This window comes from Rathayibacter sp. AY1C9 (assembly GCF_002932315.1).
In the GTDB taxonomy this organism is placed as follows: Bacteria; Actinomycetota; Actinomycetes; order Actinomycetales; family Microbacteriaceae; genus Rathayibacter.
Genome location: NZ_PSVZ01000015.1, coordinates 44104 through 64731, shown reverse-complemented (window position 1 = coordinate 64731; position 20628 = coordinate 44104). Strand labels below are relative to the sequence as shown.

The following is a 20628-nucleotide window of genomic DNA, read 5'->3' as shown; positions in this document are numbered from 1 at the left end:
GGGGGCAGGACGATCCTTTCCGGGCGACTCGGCAGCGGCACCGGGAGGAGGATGGGGGAGCGGGTGCTCGGCCGAGCGCCGCGGGAAGGAGCGCGCGTGCGGAACCGCCTGGCGACTCCGTCCCTGCTCGCGCACGCCGTGCTCATCCAGGCCGTCGCGTTCCTGCTCCGGCCGGCCGCCGTCTACCAGGCGATCCGGCTCGACGTGCCGGCCTGGGCGCTCGGGGCGCTCGGCGCCTCGTTCGCGCTGGTGCCGCTGCTGATCGCGCTGCCGGTGGGCGGGCTGGTCGACCGGGTCGGCGCCCGGGCCGTGATGGCCGTCGGCTCGCTCGTCGCGGTGGGAGCGGCCGCGGTGCTGCTCCTGGCGGGCGGGAGCGTCGCGGGGCTGCTCCTCGGCATCGCCCTGCTCGGCGCGGGGCACCTGGGCTGCGTGGTCGGGCAGCAGACCGTCGTCGCTGGCGGCACCGGAGGGACGCGTCTCGACAGCCGCTTCGGCTACTACACGTTCGCCGCGTCGCTCGGGCAGGCGATCGGGCCCGCGTTCATCCCGGTGCTCGCGGGCGGCTCGGTGCGGCCCGACCCGGCGCCGCTGTTCCTCGTGGGCGGGATCCTCGCGGTGCTGCTGCTCGTCTCGACGGCGGGGATCCGCAGCCCGTCCCCGCGCGGACCCGCGGCGGAAGGGGCGGCGGCTCCGGGCTCGACGCTCGGTCTCCTCCGGGTGCCGGGCCTCGCGCGCGCCCTGCTGACCAGCGCGACCGTCGTCGCCGCAGTCGACCTGACCGTCGTCTACCTCCCCGCCCTCGGCGCCGAGCGCGGGCTCCCGGCCGGCGTCGTCGGAGCCCTGCTCACCGTGCGCGCGCTCGCGTCGATGGCCTCGCGGCTCCTCCTCGGCGCGGCCACCGCCCGGCTCGGGCGCACCCGGGTGATGGTGGGCGGCATCCTGATCTCGGCGCTCTGCCTGGTGCTGGTCGCCCTGCCCGAGCCGACCGTGCTCCTCTTCGTCGCGGTCGCCGCCCTCGGCCTGGGCCTCGGGATCGGCCAGCCCATCACGATGTCCTGGCTGATCGAGCGCACCCCCGCCGACCGCCACGGCCGCGCCCTCGCGCTGCGCCTGGCCGGGAACCGCCTCGGGCTGATCGCCCTGCCCAGTCTCCTCGGCGTCCTCGCGGCGGCGGCTGGAGCGGGCGGCGTCCTCATCGGCACCGGTGCCGCGGTCGGCGCGACCCTCCTCCTGCTGCGCGGGGTGCGCCTGGACTGAGGTGCCCGGGGCCGCAGCGGATCGGCGGCGCGAGCGGCGATGCCGGGCCTCGCAGTCGGAAGACCGGAGGGTCAGCTGCCCGGCTCCTCCACGCGGACGTCCTCGGCGGCCTTGTCGGCGCGCCAGCCGCGCCAGACCGGCTGGCGGAGGGTGCCGGAGGCGGTGCGCTCGCGGTAGCGGACCTCGCCGACCAGGACGGGCGACACCCAGTGCACTCCGCGCGACTCGAGCGGAGGGACGGAGACGGCGGGCTCCTCGGTGGCGTGCTCGGCCAGGCGGTCGACCAGTCCGCGGCGCTCGCGGTCGCTGAAGCCGGTGCCCACACGGCCGGAGTACGCGAGCCCGTCCTCGCCGGGGATCGCGGTCAGCAGCGCCCCGACCGACCCCTGGAGGCCGCCTTCGCCCTCGCGCCATCCCACGATCACGACCTCCTGCAGCCGGTGGTGGGTGAGCTTGATCCAGTCGCGCGAGCGGCTGCCCTCCTGGTAGCGCGAGTCGCGGCGCTTGGCGACCACGCCCTCGAGGCCGAGGGTGCGGCTGGTGGCCATCGCCTCCTCCAGGTCGCCGTCGAACACGGACGGGACGTGCACGCGCTCGTTCTCGTCGACGAGCTCGACCAGTGCCGAGCGACGGGTGTCGTAGTCGCTCCCGGTCAGGTCCTCTCCTGCGCGCTCGAGCAGGTCGAAGACCATCAGGTGCACCGGAGTGGACCGGGCGGCCGCCTCGATCTCGCGCGGCTTCGTCAGCCCGCCGCGGGTCTGCAGGGCGCCGAAGTCGGGGCGCCCGCGAGCGTCGAGGGCGACGATCTCGCCGTCGAGCACGGCGTCGGCGGCGGCCTCGGCGAGCGGGGCGAGCAGATCGGGGAACGCTGCGGTCAGGTCGTTGCCGTTGCGGCTCGTGAGGGTCGCGGTGCCGCCCTGCACCCGCACGAGAGCGCGGTAGCCGTCCCACTTCATCTCGATCGCGGCCCCGGGGTCCACGTCGCCGCGGCGTCCGGCCGTGGCGAGCATGGGGCGGTGGCGGCGCGGAGCGGAGTCCTCGGCCGGGCGGTCGGCGGAGGGTGCGGGGCGGGGAGCGGGCGACGCGGCGGACGCGGCCGCCCGGCCCCGTCGCTGCGTCCCGTGCCCGTGAGCGGGACCCGGCGCCATCAGGTGCAGGAGCCAGTTCTTCTCGGCGCCCTCCCTCGAGCCCGTGTGCAGCAGGGCGTAGCGGCGGGGCTCGCCGCCGAGCCCGCCGTCGGGGCGGCCGGTCAGCACCGCGATCACCTCCTTCCCCTCGCGCCACTTCTCGAGCGCGTAGGTGCCCTCGTCCCAGATGCGCACCTCGCCGCCGCCGTACTCGCCGGCCGGGATCGTGCCCTCGAAGGTCGCGTACTCGAGGGGGTGGTCCTCGGTCTGCACCGCGAGCCGGTTGGGGTCGCCCTCCAGCGGCGGACCCTTCGGCACCGCCCAGCTGACCAGGACGCCGTCGTGCTCGAGCCGGAAGTCGTAGTGCAGGCGCCGCGCGTGGTGCTCCTGGATGACGAAGGAGTCGCCCGAGGAGGTGCCCGCGGACCCCGCCTCGGGCACCGGCTCCGGCGTCCTCGACGCGTCGCGCATGCTGCGGTAGGTCGCCAGGCGGTCGGAGGAGGCGTCCGTCGCGGCGAAGCCCGCCATCCGCTCCGGGGTCGGCTCGAGCCCGGCACCCCGGGCGGCGAGCAGCGGGCGGAGGAGGTCGCCGTCGCTCCGCAGCCGCTCCACCACCTCGTCGGGCGACAGGTGGCGCAGGTCCTCGGCACCCAGCTCCTCCCACGTGCGGGGCGCGGCGGCCGCCGGCCGGAGGCGCCCGCGGAGGGAGTAGGGGGCGATGGTCGTCTTCGCCGCGCTGTTCTGGCTCCAGTCGACGAGGACCTTGCCCTCGCGCAGGGTCTTCTTCATGTCCGAGACGACGAGGTCGCGGTGGTCCGACTCGAGCGCGCGCGCCAGCTCGTGCGCGACCGCCGAGATCTGGTCGCTGGAGGCGGAGGCGTCCAGCGGGCAGTAGAGGTGGATCCCCTTGCTCCCGCTGGTCACCGGCAGCGGAGCCAGCCCCATCCCCTCCAGCAGGTCGCGGGCGAGGAACGCGACCTCGGCGCACTCTGCGAGGCCCGCCCCCTCGCCCGGGTCGAGGTCGAGCACGAGACGGTCGGGCGGACGGCGCTCGCCGTCGGAGCCCACCCGCCACTGGGGGACGTGCAGCTCGAGCGCCGCCTGCTGCGCCAGCCAGGTGAGCCCGGCGACGTCGTCGACCAGCGGGTACTCGACGTCGCGCGACGAGTGCGCGAGACGGGTCCGGCTCAGCCAGTAGGGGGCGGAGGAGGGGAGGTTCTTCTCGAAGAAGACCTCGCCCGGATGCTCGGCGGTGCCCACTCCGTCGACCCAGCGCTTCCGGGTGACCGGGCGGCGCGCGAGATGGGGCAGCATCGCGGAGGCGACGGAGGCGTAGTAGGAGAGCACGTCGGCCTTGGTGAAGCCCGTCTCCGGGTAGACGACCTTGTCGAGGTTCGTCAGCCGCAGCCTCCGCCCGCCGACCGAGACGATCTGCTGCGAGGCGGCCATCCCCCCATGGTGGAGGCAGGCGCGCGCCGAGGGAACCCCGGACCGTCGCGGGAACCCGCAGCGAGCCGCCTCCACGACTCGGGGTTCCCTCGGCGGCGGGGAGTAGCGTCGACGCACCACGTCCGAAGGAGCCCTCCGTGCCCGACACGATCGCCGACATCCCCCTCACCACGATCGACGGCACCACGTCGACCCTCGCCGACTACCCGCCCGTGCGGCTGATCGTCAACGTCGCCTCCCGCTGCGGCCTCGCCCCGCAGTACGAGAAGCTCGAGGCCCTGCAGAAGAGCTACGGGGAGCGCGGATTCACGGTCCTCGGCTTCCCGAGCAACCAGTTCCTCCAGGAGCTGAGCGACGAGGACAAGATCAAGGCGTACTGCTCGACGACCTGGGGGGTCACCTTCCCGATGTTCGAGAAGGTCCGCGTCAACGGCCGCTCGGCGCACCCGCTCTACGCGGAGCTCACCAAGGCGGAGGACGAGAACGGCAAGGCCGGCCGGGTGAAGTGGAACTTCGAGAAGTTCCTGATCACGGCCGACGGCACGGTCCACCGGTTCCGCCCGACGGTCGAGCCCGACGACCCGCGGATCGTCGACCTGATCGAGGCGTCGCTCCCCGCCTGATCCCGCTCAGCGGCGGGCGCGGGGCGGAGCACGCCACCCGTCGCGGCTCAGCGGTCGCGGAGCCCCAGGGCCGAGCGGGCGTCCGCGGGCTCGACGCCCTCGGGGCAGACGATGTCCGAGACGTCGAACGGCGTCGCGCGCGAGAACGGGATCATCTCGATCCCGTCGACGTGGCGCAGCAGCACGAGGCCGCCCTCGCCCTCGCGCAGGCTCCGGCGCACCTGGCGCAGGAAGATGCCGGCCATGTCGAGCTCGACGACGAAGGAGCGGCCGCTCACGTCGATCCGGCAGCCGATGACCGGCTGGGAGCCGACGGAGACGGAGTCCGGCACGCGGCGCGGCTCGATCGGCTGCTCCTTGCGGAGCGTCCGCACCGGGGTGAGGGTGGGCAGGCCGGTCGCTCGCGCGGTGTCCGTCATGGTCGTCTCCGTCCGTCGACGTCCGCCGATGGTTCCGGGGACGTCTTCTCGACGGTACTTCGCGTCCCCCGCAGAGGGGACGGGGTTGACGGCTGTGCGATCAGGGGGCAGCGGGGCCCAGGAGCGGCGGAGCTCAGGAGCCCTGGCGCTGCTCCTCGGGCTCCGGCAGGACCGAGAGCTCGCCGTGCATGCTGGCGACGCTGAGCATCTGCTCGATCCACGCGCGGTTGAGCTTGGGCTGGTGCGCCTCGGTGAAGCGGAAGTGCAGCGGCACCGACGGGTGCAGCCAGACGGAGCTCCGGCCGTGTCCGGTGGAGGCGTCCTCCATCCACGAGAGCGAGAAGGCTTCGTTGCGGCGCAGCTTCGAGAGGACGGCGACCTTCAGGTGCGCGAGGACGCGCTCCTCGAATTCGATCTCGAGGTTCTGCGGTCCGTAGATGAGCGTGGCCACGGGCCCCCTTCGTTCATCGGGCCGGCCCTGGCGGACGGCTCCTCGGGGGACGGTATCCGCTCGGACCCCGGTGCGGGGAATCGGGCGGAAGACACGCCGGACCCCCATTGACAGTCCCGCGGACGGGACGTAGCACTGCCGGGCGTGCTGGGCGCCACGTTAGCCGACGCGTGACGGCGGAGTCGATGCTCCGTCGCGGATCTCCCGTCGGCCGGGGCCGGCCCGGGAGCGAGCGCGGGCACCTCCGGCTGCCGGCCGCGCCGCTCAGGATCCCGTCACGGCCCGGCCGGCGCGTCCCACCCCTCCTGCGGAGTCGCACAGGTGCCGCGGAAGACGTACTGCGACGGCAGCTTCCGCTGGTGGGAGGACCAGTCGATCGCCGGCCGCCGCTGCTCCGGAGGCAGGTAGCCGAGCCGGTACACCGCCATCAGCTCCAGCTCGTCGGGCACGGCGAGCAGCGACTCGATCCGCGCCCACGCTCCCGGCACCTCCATCGGGAACGACACGAACTGGATCCCCATCCCCAGCTCGACCGTGCTCAGCCAGACGTTCTCCATCGCGGCGCCCATGCTGAACACCGAGTAGAAGGAGGAGAGCTCGCCCGGCCGGTACTCGGAGCGGTCGAGCATCACCCCGAGCAGCAGCGGCGATCCCGCGACGAGCCGGCGGTTCTCCTCGCCGAGCGTCTGCGGGACGCGGAGGGAGTTCATCAGGAACTGCCCGCGCTTCGTGAAGACCTGCTTCGTGAAGGGGCGGAGCGGAGCCGGCAGCTTGTCGAACAGCATCCCGTCGCGCCGCCGCTCCATCTCCTCGCTGCTGAAGCGGAAGTAGGGCTTGTAGCGCTCGAAGAACGTGCCGTTCGACATCGCGGTGGTCATGCTCTCGCCGCTGATCGCGGCGATCCGGTCGATCGTCTCGCGCTCCTCGACGAGCACGAACCGCCACGGCTGGCTGTTGAGCTGCGAGGGCGCCCGGCCGGCCACCTCCATCAGGAGCCGCTGGTGCTCCTCGGAGACGGGGTCGGGCAGGAACGCGCCGTTGGTGGTCTTCCGGCGCCGGACGACATCGAGGAACTCCATGCCTCGATCCTGCCCCGATCGATCGCGCAGAGGGGGAGCAGCGGCGGCCCGGGGCGCGCGCGGTACCATCGAGGGTCCTGTGCAGGCTCGAGGGAAGCGGTGGAACGGTGAAGACGAGGGTCATCTTCTACCTCCTCGGAGGTGTGTTCGTGCTCGGCGCGGGCATCAACTCGGTCGTGGGCAGCGGCTTCTCGGTGCCGAACCTGCTGACGATGCTCTGCGGCGCGCTGATCCTCGCGATCGCCGGCTGGCAGGCGCTGCGCTCGTACCGCTCCGACCCCGACCGCGACGTCGAGCCCCCGCGCTAGAAGCCGGGGCGCGTCAGCGCAGGGCTGACCCGGCTCTGAGACGCTGGAGCACTCCTCGGCGCCGCGCCGGCCGCCGCGTCCGCCCGAGAGCGGCGAGCACGAACGGAGCCGCCGCCAGCGCGATCGCCGGGTGCCGACGTCCGTGCGTCCCCGCGAAGGCGATCACCGCCAGCGGGACGGCGGCGGGAGCCAGCGCGGACGCGGCGCGGGTGTCCGACCGCCGCAGCGTCGCCCAGGCCAGAGCGGTGAGCGTCGACGTGCAGATGTAGAGCGCGTGATGGATCCAGTGCCAGCGGCCCGTGCGGAGAGCGCCGGTGGCGACGGCGGTGCCGAGGGCGCAGTTGGCGGAGTAGCTGACGGCAACGGCGCGCAGCCAGAGCGGACCGGACGCGCTCGCCCTCCGCCGCGTCCTCACACCTCGCCCCGCGCGAGCAGCAGCCGGTAGGGCGCCGCGCGCTCGACCCGCCACCCCTCGGGCGCCACCGCCCGCAGCTCGGCGGCGGTGAAGCTGCGCCGCACAGACAGCGACCCGTCGTAGTGGAGGAACGAGCCGGCCGCGATCGGTCGCGTGGCCAGCAGGTAGGCCGTGTAGGCCAGCCGCGAGCGCTCGATGTCGTTGTGGAGGGCGCGCGGGGCCAGGCGCTCGCTGTCGGCGAGCAGGTCGGCGAGTGATTCCGGCGACAGGTGGTGCAGCACGTGGTTGGAGGTCACTAGGTCGAAGTGCTCGCCCTCGGTGACCAGGTCGGCGCTGCTCGCGCGGCGGAACTCGACTCCGGGCGGCGCGGGCGTCGACGTGGCGAAGGCGGAGGCGCGCTCGTCCGGATCGACGGCGGTGATCGCCAGGCGGAGGCCGTCCTCGCGGGCCCAGCCGGCGAGGGAGCGGGCGACGTCGCCGCCTCCGGAGCCGATGTCGAGCAGGCGGAACGGCTCGTCGGGCCGCAGCAGCGGACGGAGGCGCGAGCGGTAGAGGCCACGCCACCCCGAGACCAGCCGGTTCACGGTGCCGAAGCGGGCGTAGGTGGCGTCGAGCAGGGTGCGGTCGCAGTCCGGGTCGTCCATCAGCTCCTGCTCGGAGACCTCGCGGTGGCGCAGGTCCGGCGCGAGAGGGGCTCGCGGAGTCACTCCCCGCCCCGCTTGGTGAGCAGCGCGAGCTCGACGGTGAGGCCGGGGCCGAACGCCATCGCGCCGATCCGCTCGCCGTCGGCCGCCTCGCCGTGCAGCAGGCGCCGCAGGACGAAGAGGACGGTCGCGCTCGACATGTTGCCGTTGGTCCGCAGCACCTCGCGCGACGGGGCCAGCTGCTCGTCGCTGAGGGCGAGCGAGGCCTGCACCTTGTCGAGGATGCTGCGGCCGCCGGGGTGGATCGCCCAGCGCTGCACGTCGCTCCGCTCGACCTCGGCGCCGGCCAGCAGCGGGGCGACGGCCGCCTCGATGTTCGCTCCGATGATCGAGGGCACGTAGGTGCTCAGCCGCATCGAGAAGCCGTGGTCGCCGATCGTCCACGCCATCTCGGTCTCGCCCTCGTCGGTGAGCGTCGTGGCGAGCGCGTCGAGCTCGAGCACCGAGGTGCCGGGCGCGGCCTCGCGGGCGGTGACGACGGCCGCCGCACCGCCGTCGGCGAAGACGGAGGTCGCGACGATCTGCTCCGGGTCGTTGGAGCTCGTGAGGTGGATGGTGCACAGCTCGACCGCGACGACGAGGACGACCGCCTCCGGGTCGGCCTCGCAGAACTGGCGGGCGGCGCGCAGGCCGGGGAAGGCGCCGTAGCAGCCCATGAAGCCGAGGTGGAAGCGCTGCGTCGAGGGCGCGAGGCCGAGGCGGCGGACCAGCTGGTAGTCGGGCCCCGGGGCGTAGAAGCCGGTGCAGGAGACCGTCACCACGTGGGTGACGTCCTCGGGGGTCATCGACGCGGACGAGAGGGCGCGGCGGGCCGCCTCCGTGAAGAGCTCGGGAGCGCGCTCGGTGTAGACGGCGTTGCGCGCGGCCGTCCCCGGGTCGAGCACCAGGCCGCTCCCCGCGTCGTAGAAGACGCTCGCACCCTCCCGCTCGACCCGGTCGAGCTCGTCGACCACCGTGCTGCGGGTGTCGATCCCGGACGCGTCGAAGGCCGCGCCGATCAGGCGGGACCCGAGCCGGGTCATCGCGGGCTGGGACGCGAAGAGGTCGCGCACCTCGGACTGGCGCAGGACCGTGGTCGGCACCGCCGTCTCGATGCTGCGGATGTGGACACTCACCCGCAGGAACCTATCGCGGAATCCTGCGGGTGAGCGGTGCCCTGGAGCGTGATCAGAGGATCGGCTTCCCGCCGGTGACGGCGATCGTCGACCCGCTGATGTAGCTCGCCTCGTCGGAGGCGAGGAGGACGTAGGCGGGGGCCACCTCGGCCGGCTGCCCGGGGCGGCCCAGCGGGACCTGCTCGCCGAACTCGGCGACGGCCTCCTCCGGCATGGTCGAGGGGATCAGCGGCGTCCAGATCGGGCCGGGCGCGACCGAGTTGGCGCGGATGCCCTTCTCGCCGAGCGCCTGCGCGAACGAGGCGGTGAGGCTGAGGATCGCCGACTTCGTGGCGGCGTAGGGAAGCAGCTGGTACGACGGCTGGTCGGACTGCACCGAGCTCGTCGCGATGATCGACGCGCCCTCCTTCAGGTGGGGCAGCGCCGACTTCACGAGGTGGAAGTAGGCGCTGATGTTCGTCGCGATCGTGCGGTCCCACTCCTCGTCCGGGATGTCGGTGACGCTCTCGCGGCTCATCTGGAAGGCGGCGTTGCTGACGAGCACCTCGAGGTGGCCGAAGCGCTCGACGGTCTCGATGACGACGGCGCGGCAGTGCGCCGGGTCCTGCAGGTCGCCGGGGAGGAGCAGCGCCTCGCGGCCGGCCTCCCGGACCCACTTGGCGGTGTCCTCGGCGTCGTCGTGCTCGTCGAGGTACGAGATCGCGACGTCGGCGCCCTCGCGCGCGAACGCGATCGCGACGGCCTTGCCGATGCCGCTGTCGCCGCCCGTGATGAGGGCGACCTTGCCGCTGAGGCGGCCGGTGCCGCGGTAGGTGGTCTCGCCGTGGTCGGCCTTCGGCGTCAGCTCGGCCTCGGTGCCGGGCGGTGTCTGCTCGGGGGATTCCGGAGTCATGACTCTCCCTCTCGTGTCGTCGGTCGGTGCCTCCATGCAAGCGGGTGGGAGGGAGGGGGCGCAGGGGGTTGACGACCGGACCGCTCCGTCCTGTCGTCAAGCCCGCGACACCGAGGGCTCCCTGGGTCTTGACTGAGCGTGTCGCCCTTCTTCGGGGCGCTCGGCCAGGAGGTTCGACATGAGCACGACAGACAGGGATCCGGCTGACGGCGGACTGCCGCGACGGGCAGAGGGCTCGGCGGCGGGCGGCACGGCGCGCATCGACTCCGCGGGGGATACGGGAGCGGCTGCGGCGACGGACCGCTCCGTGACTCCGGACCGCTCCGCGACTCCGGACCGCTCCGCCTCCTCGGACCGCTCCGCGACTCCGGGCCGCTCCGCCTCGACGGACCGCTCCGCCTCCTCGGACCGCTCCGACTCGGCGCACTCGGCCCCCGAGCACCGCGCGCCCGTCGACCCCGACTCCGCCGAGGCGAAGCAGGCCCGTGCGGCCGCGCGCAAGGACATCCACCAGCGCGAGCGCGACCGCTTCGGCGGCTTCAAGATCGGCTGCGCCTTCTTCGGCTGGCTCGCCGCCACCGGACTCGCCGTCCTCCTGACCGCCCTCGTCACCGCGATCGGGGCCGCCGTCATCGGCACCCAGGACGTCACCGGCGACCTCGCGGCCGACCCCGCCGCGTTCGGCTGGGCGGGCGCGATCGCCCTGCTGGTCATCCTCCTCGTCGCCTACTACTGCGGCGGCTACGTGGCAGGCCGCATGGCCCGCTTCAGCGGAGCGAAGCAGGGCGTCGGAGTGTGGGCCTGGGCGGTCGTCGTCGCGATCGTCGTGGGGATCGTCTCGGCGATCACCGGCGGCAGCCAGGCGCTCTCCGCGGTGAGCGGCTTCCCGACGATCCCCCTGGACGCCGGCGACGCCACGGCCGCGGCGGTCGTGACGGCGCTCGCCGCCCTGGTCGTCGCGCTGGTCGGCGCCGTGCTCGGCGGTCTCGCCGGCATGCGCTTCCACCGCCGCGTCGACCGCGAGGGCCTCTCCGGCCTCTCCGTCTGACGCTCCCGTCCCTCCTCTCTCCGCGAGACGCCGCTCCGGTACGCCACGCACGCCGTGCAGCGCACCGGAGGGGCAGCTCCCGGAGGGGAGGTAGGGTCCTTCGCGTGACGGGGGAGCGAGGGACGCGGCTGGCGGGCGAGCTGCGGGAGTGGGACGCGGGCGCGCTCGCGGACCTGCGGGACGAGTACCTGGCGTTCCTCGAGCAGCGCGGCGAGTCGGCGCTCGAGCGCGACGGCGGCCCCGAGCACGTCACGGCGAGCTGCTTCGTGCTCTCGCCGAATCTGGCGCAGGTGCTGCTCTGCTTCCACCGCAAGGGCCGGTTCTGGGTGCAGCTCGGCGGTCATGTCGAGCCCGGTGACGACTCCACGGCCGACGCGGCCCTCCGCGAGGCGCAGGAGGAGAGCGGAGCGGCACGGCTGCAGCCGCTCGGCGTCCTGCCCCTCGACCTCGACCGGCACGCGCTCGGCGACGGCTTCGGCCGCTGCTCCCGCCACTGGGACGTGGGCTACGGTGCGATCGCCGATCCTGACGCTCCGGTGAGCGTCAGCGACGAGAGCGACGACGTGGCCTGGTGGCCGGTCGACGCGCTGCCCGCCGAGGTGCCGCCGGGGTTCGCCGAGCGGCTGGCCGGGGCGCTCGCCGCGGCGCGTCTCCTCCGCGGTGCGGGGTCGCTCGGCGGCTGATCGAGGCCCGCCTCCACCCACTCCGCGTCCCGGCAGCGCGCCTGCGACGAGTCCTCCCCGTGACTCCGGCGCCGTGCGGCACGATGGGGCGATGAGCAGCACCGCTGACCCCGTCGTCGTCCTCGCCGGTGCGAGCGGATTCCTCGGGACGGACCTCACCCGCCGCTTCACGGCAGACGGCTGGACGGTGCGGAGGATCGGCCGCTCCGGGCCGGACGCGCGCTGGGGCGACACCGCCGGCATCACCCGGGTCCTCGACGGTGCGCGCCTCCTGGTGAACCTGGCCGGCAAGAGCGTCGACTGCCGGTACACCGCGGCGAACCGCGCCGAGATCCTCCGCTCGCGCGTGGCGACCACCGCGGAGCTGCACCGCGCGGTCGCGGCGGCCGCGACTCCTCCTCCGGTCTGGATGAACGCGAGCACGGCCACGATCTACCGGCACGAGGAGGAGCGGGCGAACACCGAGGACGAGGGCGTGCTCGGCGAGGGCTTCTCGGTCGACGTGGCGCGGGCGTGGGAGTCGGAGTTCTTCGCCGGGGAGACGCCCGGCGTGCGGCGCGTGGCGCTGCGGATGTCCATCGTGCTCGGAGACGGTCCGGCGACGGCGATCCTGCTGCGGCTGGCGCGGCTCGGGCTCGGCGGTCCGCAGTTCGACGGGCCGTGGCCCTCGACGCGCGCGCGCCGCGAGGCCGGCGTGCACCACGAGCACCGGCGCACCCGCGGCCGTCAGCACTTCAGCTGGATCCACGTGGAGGACGTCCACCGGTCGATCCGCTTCCTCGAGGAGTCGACCCTCGACGGGCCGGTGAACCTCGCGTCGCCGAATCCGAGCGACAACACCGAGCTCTCCCGGCTGCTCCGCGCCGCCGTGGGCCGCCGGATCGGCGTGCCGGCCCCGCGCTTCGTCCTCGAGCCCGCGACGCTCCTGCTCCGCACCGAGTCCGAGCTCCTGCTCAAGTCCCGCTGGGTCGTGCCCGCCCGCCTCGAGGACGCCGGCTTCACCTTCGCGCACCCCCACCTCGCCGAGGCCCTCCGCACCCTGGCCTGACCCGCCCCCCGCGAGGCGACCGACCTCCGCCGCGAGCCCGTGTCGCGGAGGTCCGAGTCCGAGCGCGGATCCACCCCACCCCGGCCACCCTCGAGGCGTCGACCGGAACGCGTGCCGAGCGTGTCGGACGCGCCGATCGCTCCCCGAGACCCGGCCACTCTCCCAGCCGACTGCGCCACGCCGCGCGGGGAGCGGCGTGGCCGACAGCACGTCGGAGGTCGCGCTACTGCGCGACCTTCGCCGCGATGTCGCTCCGATACAGCCCGCCGTCGAGGTGGATCAGGTCGAGCGCGCGGTACGCCCGCTCCCGCGCCTCGGCGAAGTCGGCGCCGCGCGCGACGACGTTGAGCACGCGGCCGCCGGTGGCGACGAAGCTCCCGTCGACCAGCTGGGTCGCCGCGTGGGCGATGGTGACGCCGGGGACGTCCGCCGCCGCGTCGAGTCCGGTGATAGTCCGTCCGGTGACGGCGTTCTCGGGGTAGCCCTCGCTCGCGAGGACGACGGTGACGGCGACCTCGTCCGTGAACGCGGGCCACGGGACGGAGGCGAGCGCGCCGGTGGCCGCCGCGTGCAGCAGCGCGGACAGCGGGGAGGCGAGGCGGGGGAGTACGACCTGGGTCTCGGGGTCTCCGAAGCGGGCGTTGAACTCGATCACGCGCAGGCCCGCGTCGGTCACGATGAGGCCGCAGTAGAGGAGTCCGACGAAGGGGGTGCGCTCGCGCTCGAGCTGGCGGATGGTCGGGATGGCGACCGTGTCGATCACCTCGTCGACGAAGGCGCGCTCGCTCTCCCAGCGGTCGGCGAGCCAGGGGAGCGGGGAGTAGGCGCCCATGCCGCCGGTGTTCGGCCCCTCGTCGCCGTCGCCCAGGCGCTTGAAGTCCTGCGCGGGGGAGAGAGGGACGACGTCGTGGCCGTCGGAGAGGAGGAAGAGGGAGACCTCCTGGCCGGCGAGGAACTCCTCGATGAGGACGTCGCCGGACTGCAGCCAGAACTCGGCGTGCGCGATCGCGGCGCTGCGCGACTCCGTCACCAGGACGCCCTTGCCCGCGGCGAGGCCGTCGGCCTTGACGACCGAGGGGAGTCCGTACTCGTCGATGGCGCGGGTGGCGTCGACCAGGGTGGAGACGCGGGTCGCGCGGCCGGTGGGCACGCGGGCCATGTCCATCACGCGCTTCGCGAAGGTCTTCGAGCCCTCGAGTGCGGCGGCGGCCCGGTCGGGGCCGAAGGTGGGGATGCGGCGCTTGCGGAGCGCGTCGGCGACTCCGGCGACCAGGGGCGCCTCGGGGCCGATGACGACGAGCTCGATGCCCTGCTCCACCGCGAAGTCGCTGACCAGCCGGGGGCTGTTCGTGTCGAAGTGGATGACCTCGACGTCACGCGCGATGCCGGCGTTGCCGGGCGCCGCGATGATCTCGTGGTGCTCCTCCTCCGCGAGGAGAGCCGTGATGATGGCGTGCTCACGGGCACCCGAACCGAGGACGAGGATCTTCACCCTGACAGGATAGGGCGCCCCGCCCCGGGGCTGGTCCCTGTGACGTCCTCCTCCGCAGGGCGGCGCTGCGGACGCCGACACGCCGGGCGGAGCCGGCGGGAGGCCTCCGGGAGCGAGCGGCGGCGGCAGGATGGATGCATGGCCAAGGGCAGGATCGACGAGGCGAGCGGGCAGTCCGCGGTGCGGGCGGCGCTCGCCGGAGGAGCGGACCGGAACACGACGGCGACGGCGGTGCGGTTCCTCCTGCAGATCATCGAGACGAACGTCCCCGGACGCAGCGTCGAGGTGCGCGTTCCGCCGTTCGGCGCGGCCCAGTGCGTCGAGGGACCGGGCCACACCCGCGGGACTCCGCCGAACGTGATCGAGATGGACGCGGCGACCTGGCTGCCGCTCGCGACCGGCTCCCTGCCGTGGAGCGAGGGTCTCGCGAGCGGGCGGATCCACGCCTCCGGAGTGCGCGCGGACCTCACGCCGTTCCTCCCCATCCTGCGCGTCGGCTGAGCGTCGGCGAGTTAACTTCTCGTAAACGCGGCGGCGAGCCGTCGTCGGATCGTTTGACCTGGGGTCCGCCGTCGGGTTGTCTGGGAATAACCCCCTCACGCGGCACGAATCCTCTCCGGATCCACCGCTCGATGCTTGGAGTCCCCTTCACGATGCGCAGTACTTCCCCGGGCCGACGCGGCCTCACCCGACTCCTCTCCGCGACCGCCGTCGGCGCCGTCGCCGGAGCGGCCCTCCTCGGCGCCACGCCCGCCGCGGCGGCCGAGGGCGATGTCGCCATCGACATCCTCTCGATCAACGACTTCCACGGGCGGCTCGCCGCCGACCGCGCCGTCGCCGGAGCCGCCGTGCTCGCCGGTGCCGTCGACTCCTACCGCGCCGCCAACCCGAACACGCTGTTCGTCTCGGCCGGCGACAACATCGGCGCCTCGACCTTCGTGTCGAAGGTGCAGGGCGACATCCCCACGCTCGACTCGCTCAACGCGATGGGCCTCGACGTCAGCACGCTGGGCAACCACGAGTTCGACCAGGGCCGCGCCGACGTCGACGGCCGCGTCGTGGACGCTTCGGCGTTCCCGTACGTGAACGCGAACCTCTACGACACCGCGACCGGCGAGCGCGCCTACTCCCCGTACGTGATCACCGAGCAGGACGGCGTCTCCGTCGCCTTCATCGGCGCGATCACCGAGGACCTCGGCAAGCTCGTCAGCCCCGCCACGATCTCGACGCTCTCCATCGAGCCGATCGCCGAGAACGTCAACGAGGTCGCCGCGCAGCTCCAGGACGGCGACGCCGCCAACGACGAGGCCGACGTGGTCGTCCTGCTCCTGCACGAGGGAGCCGACGCCGACGCGGCCGAGCTGAACACTCCGGAGGCGGACCCCAAGTTCGGCGCGATCGTCAACGCGGTCGCCCCGAACGTCGACGCGATCGTCTCGGGCCACAGCCACCAGGAGTACGACGCGGGCATCGACGCGGGCCGGGCCTTCCCGACCGTCGTGTCGCAGACCGGCAGCTACGCCGAGAACATCGGCCGCATGTCCCTGACCGTCGACCCGGCGACCAAGCAGCTCACCTCGCTCACCAGCGAGGTCGTGCCGCTGACGAAGGTCGTCGACGACCCGACCTCCGACGACCCGGCCAAGACGATCGTCGTCGGCGCCTTCGAGCCCGACCCCGAGGTCGAGACCATCGTCGCCGACGCCCAGGCCGTCGCCGTCCGCGAGGGCAGCGTGAAGGTCGGCACCATCACCGAGGACATCTCGCGCGCCTACCGCCCGGACGGCACCACGACCAACCGCGGCTCGGAGTCGACCCTCGGCAACCTCGTCTCGGACGCCCAGCTGTGGGCCACCCGTGAGCTCGGCACGCAGATCGCCTTCTCGAACGCGGGCGGCCTGCGCGACGACCTGTCCTACACCGCGACTCCGGACCAGCCCGGCGACGCGGACGGCGTGGTCACCTACGCCGAGGCCTCCGACGCCCAGCCCTTCGCGAACACCCTGGTGACCCTGCAGCTGACCGGCGAGCAGATCTCCGACCTGCTCGAGGAGCAGTGGGTGGGCAGCTCCAGCCACCCGCAGCTGAACCTCTCCACCTCGAAGGACCTCACCTACGTCTTCGACGCGACGGCGCCCGAGGGCTCGCGCATCTCGCAGGTGTTCTTCCAGAACGAGCCGATCGACCCGGCCGCGACCTTCACCGTCGTGACCAGCAGCTTCCTCGCGAGCGGCGGCGACGGCTTCAGCACCTTCACCGAGGGCACCGGCACGGCCGACTCCGGCCGCATCGACCTGGACGCCTTCGTCGGCTACATCCAGGACCTCGGCACCGTCAGCCCCGACCCCGTGCAGCGCACGATCGGCCTGACCGACAACGTCCCGGACTCGGGCGAGTACGCGGTCGGCGACACCATGACCGTCGACCTCTCCTCGCTCCTGTTCAGCACCGGAGCCGCGGCCGACACCACCGTGACCGCGAGCGTCGACGGCACCGTCGTCGGCACCGCGACGATCGATCCGACCCGGGCCGTCACCGACGACTCGACCGGTCGCGCCTCGTTCTCGGTCCCGATCGACGAGAGTCTGGCGGGCGGCGCGCACACCGCGACGTTCGTGCTCGACACCACCGGCACCGAGATCAGCGTCGGCTTCGCCGTCGCGGCCGGTGCCGGAGCGGGCACCCCGACTCCCGGACCGACCACGGAGCCGACGCCTGCGCCGACCACGCCGCCCACCACGGGCCCCGCGCCGACGCCGACCACTGCTCCGGTCGCCGGCTCGCACCACCTCGCCGAGACCGGAGTGGACGCGACCCCCGCGTTCGCCGCCGGGATCGCCGCTCTGCTGCTCGGTCTGGGCATGACGGTCGCGCGCCTGCGCCGCCGCACCGCCGCGAAGTAGCCGCACCGCGCGCACGACGGGCCCTCGACTCCGGTCGGGGGCCCGTCGTCGTGTGCGGGGCGAGCCGATGGTCGACCCCCGGGAGCCGCGGCGGGGAGGCGCTCCCCGAGGAGCGGCACCAGCCCCCGGAGACGCGAGAACGCCGCCTCCCGGTCGGGAGACGGCGTCGGAACGCGATGAGGTGCTGTCGCGGAGCGGCGGGGCTCAGTGCTGCGCGGGGACCTGACGGTAGCCGTCGCGGCTGGCGACGAGCACCGTCGACACCGTGCCCCATGCGGCGAGGCCACTGAGGACGACGAGGATTGCGATGCTCATGAGTGTTCTGCCTTTCGTTGCGGCGGCTTCTGATCCATCCGCCGGGATGCTGTGTACAACGTCCAGTGTCCGGCCGCGTGTTCCGTAGGACAATCGAACTGTTCTTGCCCTGACGTGTAGTTTCTCTACATGGACGTGCGACGGCTGGAACTTCTCCGCGAGCTCTCGATGCGCCGCTCGATCACGGCCGTGGCGGAGGCGACGCACCGCACGCCCTCCGCGGTCTCGCAGCAGCTCAAGGTGCTCGAGCGCGAGGCCGGCGTGCCGCTGATCGAGCGCTCCGGCCGCGGCGTGGTGCTCACGGCGGCGGGACGCGAGCTCGCCCGGAGCGCCACCGAGATCGCGATCGCGCTCGAGCGGGCCGACGCCGTCTGGCAGACGTTCAAGAACAACCCGATCGGCGAGGTCACCATCGCGACCTTCCCCACTGCGGGCCAGATGCTCCTCCCGAACGCGCTGGTGGCGCTCCGGAGCGTCGAGGGGCTCGTCGTGCAGTGCGAGGACGCGGACCCCGGCACCGACGAGTTCGCCGACCTGACCGCCGACTTCGACATCGTGCTCGCCCACTCGCCCACCGGCAGAAGCGCCTGGGCCGGCCGCGGACTCGCGATGGCGGAGCTGATGATCGAGCCCCTCGACATCGGCCTGCCGGCCGGGCACCGCCTCGCGGACCGGGCGACGGTGTCGGCGGCGGATCTGGTCGGCGAGACCTGGATCGGCGTCCCGGACGGGTTCCCGTTCGAGCGCGTGATGCAGGACATCGAGACCGCGTCCGGCGAGGCGGTGCGGGTGGAGCAGCGCTTCGCGTCGACCCGCGTGACGGAGGCGTTCGTCGCGGCGGGCCTGGGCATCGCGGTGCTCCCGCGCTACACGGCGGGCGGCGCGGGAGTGGTGGTGAAGCCGCTCCGCGGGGTGAACTCCGTGCGGCACATCGTCGCGCTGATGCGGCCGGACCGGGCGGAGCGGCTCTCGGTCCGCACCGTCGTCCGCGAGCTGCGCGCGCAGGCGGGCCGGCTCGTGCACGCGCTCTGAGCGATCACGGTGCCGTGCCCTCGCCCGCGCGGGGGAGAATGGAGGCATGAGCGATCCCGCCCGCCCCGAGGTCACCCGCGAAGAGGTCGACGTCCGCCGCTCCCCGCGCGTCTGGCGCATCCTGACCCTCGGCGTCGGGCTCGGAGCGATCGCGGCCTTCGTGCTGACCTTCGCGCTGCCCGAGACGCAGGGCTTCTCCCGCGGGCAGGTCTTCGGCTTCAGCCTGCTGCTCTTCGTGACGCTGTTCGGCGCTCTCGCGGGGCTCGTCGTGGTGCTGCTCGACCGGGTCGTCGGCCGGAAGGTCGTCCGGACCACCGCCGAGCGGATCGTCGAGCGCGAGGACGCGGCCGAGGAGCCCGTGGCCGAGGAGGCCCTGCCCGACGTGCGCACGACGTCCGACGAGGACGACCCGCGGACGGGGTCCGACCGGGTCTAGCCGGCGGAGGCGGGCCGCATTGCGGCCGCGGCACTCCGCCCTGCGCTGAGTGTCCCGCCCGCGGCTCGCGCTCGCGGACGGGACCGCGGCGTCAGCGTCCCCGGCGCGACGAGGAGCGGCGGCTGCTGCTCGGGGTGGACGTCGGGCGCTTGGCGGCGGCGCGCTTGGCCTTCTGCGACTTCGAGATCTTCTTGGCCACGAAGGTGAGCAGGAACGGCAGGATTCGGTAGATCACGGGGGACTCCTCGGGTGCATGCGCGCGGGGCCGCGCACCCTCCGATCATGGAGCGGCGCACGGATCCGCGGCACCCGTTGCGCCGCGCCCGGCGCTGTGCAGAGCTCAGCTCAGCTGAGTGCGCTCCACCCAGTCGAGGTACTCCGGGGTGACGGTGCCCGTGACGTACTCGCCGGTGAAGCAGCTGGTCTCGAGGTCGGTGACGTCCGAGCCCTCGAGGATCGCCGCCTTCATGTCGGCGACCTCCTGGTAGATCAGCTGGTCGGCGCCGATCGCCTCCGAGATCTCGGGGATGCGGCGGTTGTGGGCCACGAGCTCCTGGCGCGAGGGCATGTTGATCCCGTACACGTGCGGGTAGCGCACGGGAGGCGCGGCGGACGCGAAGGTGACCGTGTTCGCGCCGGCCGCGCGGGCCATGTCGACGATCTCCTTGGAGGTGGTGCCGCGGACGATCGAGTCGTCGACGATCAGGACGTTCTTGCCCTTGAACTCGCTCGACATCGCGTTGAGCTTCTGACGCACCGACTTCTTGCGGACCGCCTGCCCGGGCATGATGAACGTCCGGCCGACGTAGCGGTTCTTGTAGAAGCCCTCGCGGTACTCGATCCCGAGCTTCTGCGCGACCTGCATCGCGGCGGGGCGGGAGGAGTCGGGGATCGGCATGACGACGTCGATCGCTCCGCCCGGGGTGTACTGCGCGATGGTGTCGGCGAGCCGGTCGCCCAGGCGCAGGCGCGCCTCGTAGACCGAGATGCCGGACATCACGGAGTCGGGGCGGGCGAGGTAGACGTACTCGAACGAGCACGGGATGAGTCGCGGATCCTTCGCGCACTGGCGGCTGGCCATCCGGCCGTCGGGGGTGATGAAGACCGCCTCGCCGGGAGCGACGTCGCGGACGATCTCGAAGCCCTGCGCCTCGAGCACGAGCGACTCTGAGGCGACGACCCAGTCGTCCGGCGCGCCGGTGTTGCTGCGGCGGCCGACGATGAGCGGGCGGATGCCGAAGGGGTCGCGGAACGCCAGCAGCCCGACGCCGGCGATCAGCGCGATGGTGGCGTAGGAGCCCTCGACGCGCTCGTGCACGCGGGCGACGGCGTCGAACACCTCGTCGGCGTCGAGGTCGCGGCCCGACATCGAGGCCTGCAGCTCGTTCGCCAGCACGTTGACCAGCAGCTCCGTGTCGGAGGTGGTGTTGAGGTGGCGGCGGTCGATGCGGAAGAGCTCCTCGGTGAGCTCGCGCGTGTTCGTGAGGTTGCCGTTGTGAACGAGGATGATGCCGTACGGCGCGTTCACGTAGAACGGCTGGGCCTCCTCCTCGCGCTCGGCGTTGCCCTTCGTCGCGTAGCGCACGTGGCCGAGGCCCATGGATCCGAGCAGCGAGCGCATGTCGCGGGTGCGAAACGCCTCGCGGACCTGTCCCGCGGCCTTCTTGATGTGCAGGGTGCTGCCGTCGGCGGTCGCGATGCCGGTCGAGTCCTGGCCGCGGTGCTGCAGGAGGGAGAGGCTGTCGTAGATGGACTGGTTGACCGGTCCGGAGGACACGATCCCAACGATTCCGCACATGCCGGAGGGGCTCCCAAGGGGATAGCAGGGGGGT

At 73.3% G+C, this 20628-nt stretch carries 21 protein-coding genes; 10 read left to right on the top strand and 11 right to left on the bottom strand.

From position 1 onward, the window contains the following. The first annotated feature begins 96 nt into the window (after nt 1–96). Entirely contained in the window at nt 97–1257 is a 1161-nt protein-coding gene (locus tag C5D09_RS11280) for an MFS transporter (RefSeq protein ID WP_258066982.1), read from the top strand. A gap of 71 nt (nt 1258–1328) precedes the next feature. Here the strand turns inward: C5D09_RS11280 and C5D09_RS11275 are convergent, their stop codons facing one another. Then, complete coding sequence (locus tag C5D09_RS11275; protein WP_104269339.1) at nt 1329–3833, bottom strand: ATP-dependent DNA ligase; 2505 nt, start codon at nt 3831–3833, stop codon at nt 1329–1331. 137 nt (nt 3834–3970) lie between these two features. Here C5D09_RS11275 and C5D09_RS11270 point away from each other — a divergent pair, with 137 nt between their 5' ends. Continuing rightward, nucleotides 3971–4456 carry a glutathione peroxidase gene (locus C5D09_RS11270; protein WP_244229546.1) on the top strand — a complete coding sequence of 162 codons (486 nt, stop codon included), beginning with the start codon at nt 3971–3973 and terminating at the stop codon, nt 4454–4456. Nucleotides 4457–4503: 47 nt separating this feature from the next. Here C5D09_RS11270 and C5D09_RS11265 read toward each other — a convergent pair whose 3' ends face one another. The 3 genes from C5D09_RS11265 to C5D09_RS11255 all read right to left on the bottom strand — a co-directional run bounded on the left by C5D09_RS11265 (nt 4504) and on the right by C5D09_RS11255 (nt 6405). Next, a complete protein-coding gene (locus C5D09_RS11265; protein ID WP_104223778.1) occupies nt 4504–4875 on the bottom strand; it encodes a hypothetical protein in 372 nt (123 codons plus the stop codon). Between the two features lie 133 nt (nt 4876–5008). Next, nucleotides 5009–5326 (bottom strand): hypothetical protein, encoded by a 318-nt coding sequence (locus C5D09_RS11260; protein WP_244229547.1) that lies wholly within the window; start codon nt 5324–5326, stop codon nt 5009–5011. 275 nt (nt 5327–5601) lie between these two features. Then, nucleotides 5602–6405, bottom strand: coding sequence for a nitroreductase family protein (locus C5D09_RS11255; protein ID WP_104233823.1), 804 nt, complete (start codon nt 6403–6405; stop codon nt 5602–5604). Nucleotides 6406–6512: 107 nt separating this feature from the next. Between C5D09_RS11255 and C5D09_RS11250 the strand changes: the two genes are divergently transcribed. Further along, nucleotides 6513–6713 carry a hypothetical protein gene (locus C5D09_RS11250; RefSeq protein ID WP_104223776.1) on the top strand — a complete coding sequence of 67 codons (201 nt, stop codon included), beginning with the start codon at nt 6513–6515 and terminating at the stop codon, nt 6711–6713. A 13-nt stretch (nt 6714–6726) separates the two neighbouring features. On the opposite strand, the gene C5D09_RS11245 is transcribed toward C5D09_RS11250, so the two are convergent. Genes C5D09_RS11245 through C5D09_RS11230 form a run of 4 tightly spaced genes read right to left on the bottom strand, consistent with a single transcriptional unit; the run spans nt 6727 to nt 9839 of the window. After that, nucleotides 6727–7128: a hypothetical protein gene (locus C5D09_RS11245; protein WP_104269338.1), complete on the bottom strand. Its 402-nt coding sequence runs from the start codon at nt 7126–7128 to the stop codon at nt 6727–6729. Beyond that, nucleotides 7125–7835: a class I SAM-dependent methyltransferase gene (locus C5D09_RS11240; protein ID WP_258066981.1), complete on the bottom strand. Its 711-nt coding sequence runs from the start codon at nt 7833–7835 to the stop codon at nt 7125–7127. The genes C5D09_RS11245 and C5D09_RS11240 overlap by 4 nt, the downstream gene beginning before the upstream one ends. Further along, complete coding sequence (locus C5D09_RS11235) at nt 7832–8947, bottom strand: type III polyketide synthase (RefSeq protein WP_104269337.1); 1116 nt, start codon at nt 8945–8947, stop codon at nt 7832–7834. The genes C5D09_RS11240 and C5D09_RS11235 overlap by 4 nt, the downstream gene beginning before the upstream one ends. A 52-nt stretch (nt 8948–8999) precedes the next feature. Then, the gene (locus C5D09_RS11230) at nt 9000–9839 is read right to left on the bottom strand and encodes an SDR family oxidoreductase (protein ID WP_104269336.1); all 840 of its coding nucleotides are present in this window, start codon (nt 9837–9839) and stop codon (nt 9000–9002) included. A 178-nt stretch (nt 9840–10017) separates the two neighbouring features. Here C5D09_RS11230 and C5D09_RS11225 point away from each other — a divergent pair, with 178 nt between their 5' ends. From C5D09_RS11225 to C5D09_RS11215, 3 genes are all read left to right on the top strand, one after another. Next, nucleotides 10018–10887 carry a hypothetical protein gene (locus tag C5D09_RS11225; RefSeq protein WP_219813069.1) on the top strand — a complete coding sequence of 290 codons (870 nt, stop codon included), beginning with the start codon at nt 10018–10020 and terminating at the stop codon, nt 10885–10887. 104 nt (nt 10888–10991) lie between these two features. After that, on the top strand, nt 10992–11570 hold the full coding sequence (locus C5D09_RS11220) for an NUDIX hydrolase (protein ID WP_258063678.1): 579 nt from the start codon (nt 10992–10994) through the stop codon (nt 11568–11570). 91 nt (nt 11571–11661) lie between these two features. After that, on the top strand, nt 11662–12618 hold the full coding sequence (locus tag C5D09_RS11215; RefSeq protein WP_104269334.1) for an epimerase: 957 nt from the start codon (nt 11662–11664) through the stop codon (nt 12616–12618). Nucleotides 12619–12841: 223 nt separating this feature from the next. On the opposite strand, the gene purD is transcribed toward C5D09_RS11215, so the two are convergent. Next, entirely contained in the window at nt 12842–14110 is a 1269-nt protein-coding gene (gene purD, locus C5D09_RS11210) for a phosphoribosylamine--glycine ligase (RefSeq protein WP_104226811.1), read from the bottom strand. A gap of 138 nt (nt 14111–14248) precedes the next feature. Here purD and C5D09_RS11205 point away from each other — a divergent pair, with 138 nt between their 5' ends. The 4 genes from C5D09_RS11205 to C5D09_RS11190 all read left to right on the top strand — a co-directional run bounded on the left by C5D09_RS11205 (nt 14249) and on the right by C5D09_RS11190 (nt 18796). Continuing rightward, nucleotides 14249–14611, top strand: a complete 363-nt coding sequence (locus C5D09_RS11205) for a sterol carrier family protein (RefSeq protein ID WP_104223770.1) — start codon at nt 14249–14251, stop codon at nt 14609–14611. 152 nt (nt 14612–14763) lie between these two features. Beyond that, on the top strand, nt 14764–17013 hold the full coding sequence (locus tag C5D09_RS11200) for a bifunctional UDP-sugar hydrolase/5'-nucleotidase (RefSeq protein WP_181065537.1): 2250 nt from the start codon (nt 14764–14766) through the stop codon (nt 17011–17013). Between the two features lie 444 nt (nt 17014–17457). Further along, nucleotides 17458–18360 carry a LysR family transcriptional regulator gene (locus tag C5D09_RS11195; protein ID WP_104223768.1) on the top strand — a complete coding sequence of 301 codons (903 nt, stop codon included), beginning with the start codon at nt 17458–17460 and terminating at the stop codon, nt 18358–18360. 46 nt (nt 18361–18406) lie between these two features. Next, on the top strand, nt 18407–18796 hold the full coding sequence (locus C5D09_RS11190; protein ID WP_104233832.1) for a hypothetical protein: 390 nt from the start codon (nt 18407–18409) through the stop codon (nt 18794–18796). Between the two features lie 91 nt (nt 18797–18887). Here the strand turns inward: C5D09_RS11190 and C5D09_RS17525 are convergent, their stop codons facing one another. Together C5D09_RS17525 and purF are read right to left on the bottom strand one after the other, a co-directional pair. Then, a complete protein-coding gene (locus C5D09_RS17525; RefSeq protein WP_159940146.1) occupies nt 18888–19031 on the bottom strand; it encodes a hypothetical protein in 144 nt (47 codons plus the stop codon). A gap of 105 nt (nt 19032–19136) precedes the next feature. Next, nucleotides 19137–20594 (bottom strand): amidophosphoribosyltransferase, encoded by a 1458-nt coding sequence (gene purF / locus C5D09_RS11185; RefSeq protein ID WP_104223766.1) that lies wholly within the window; start codon nt 20592–20594, stop codon nt 19137–19139. Nucleotides 20595–20628: the final 34 nt, after the last annotated feature.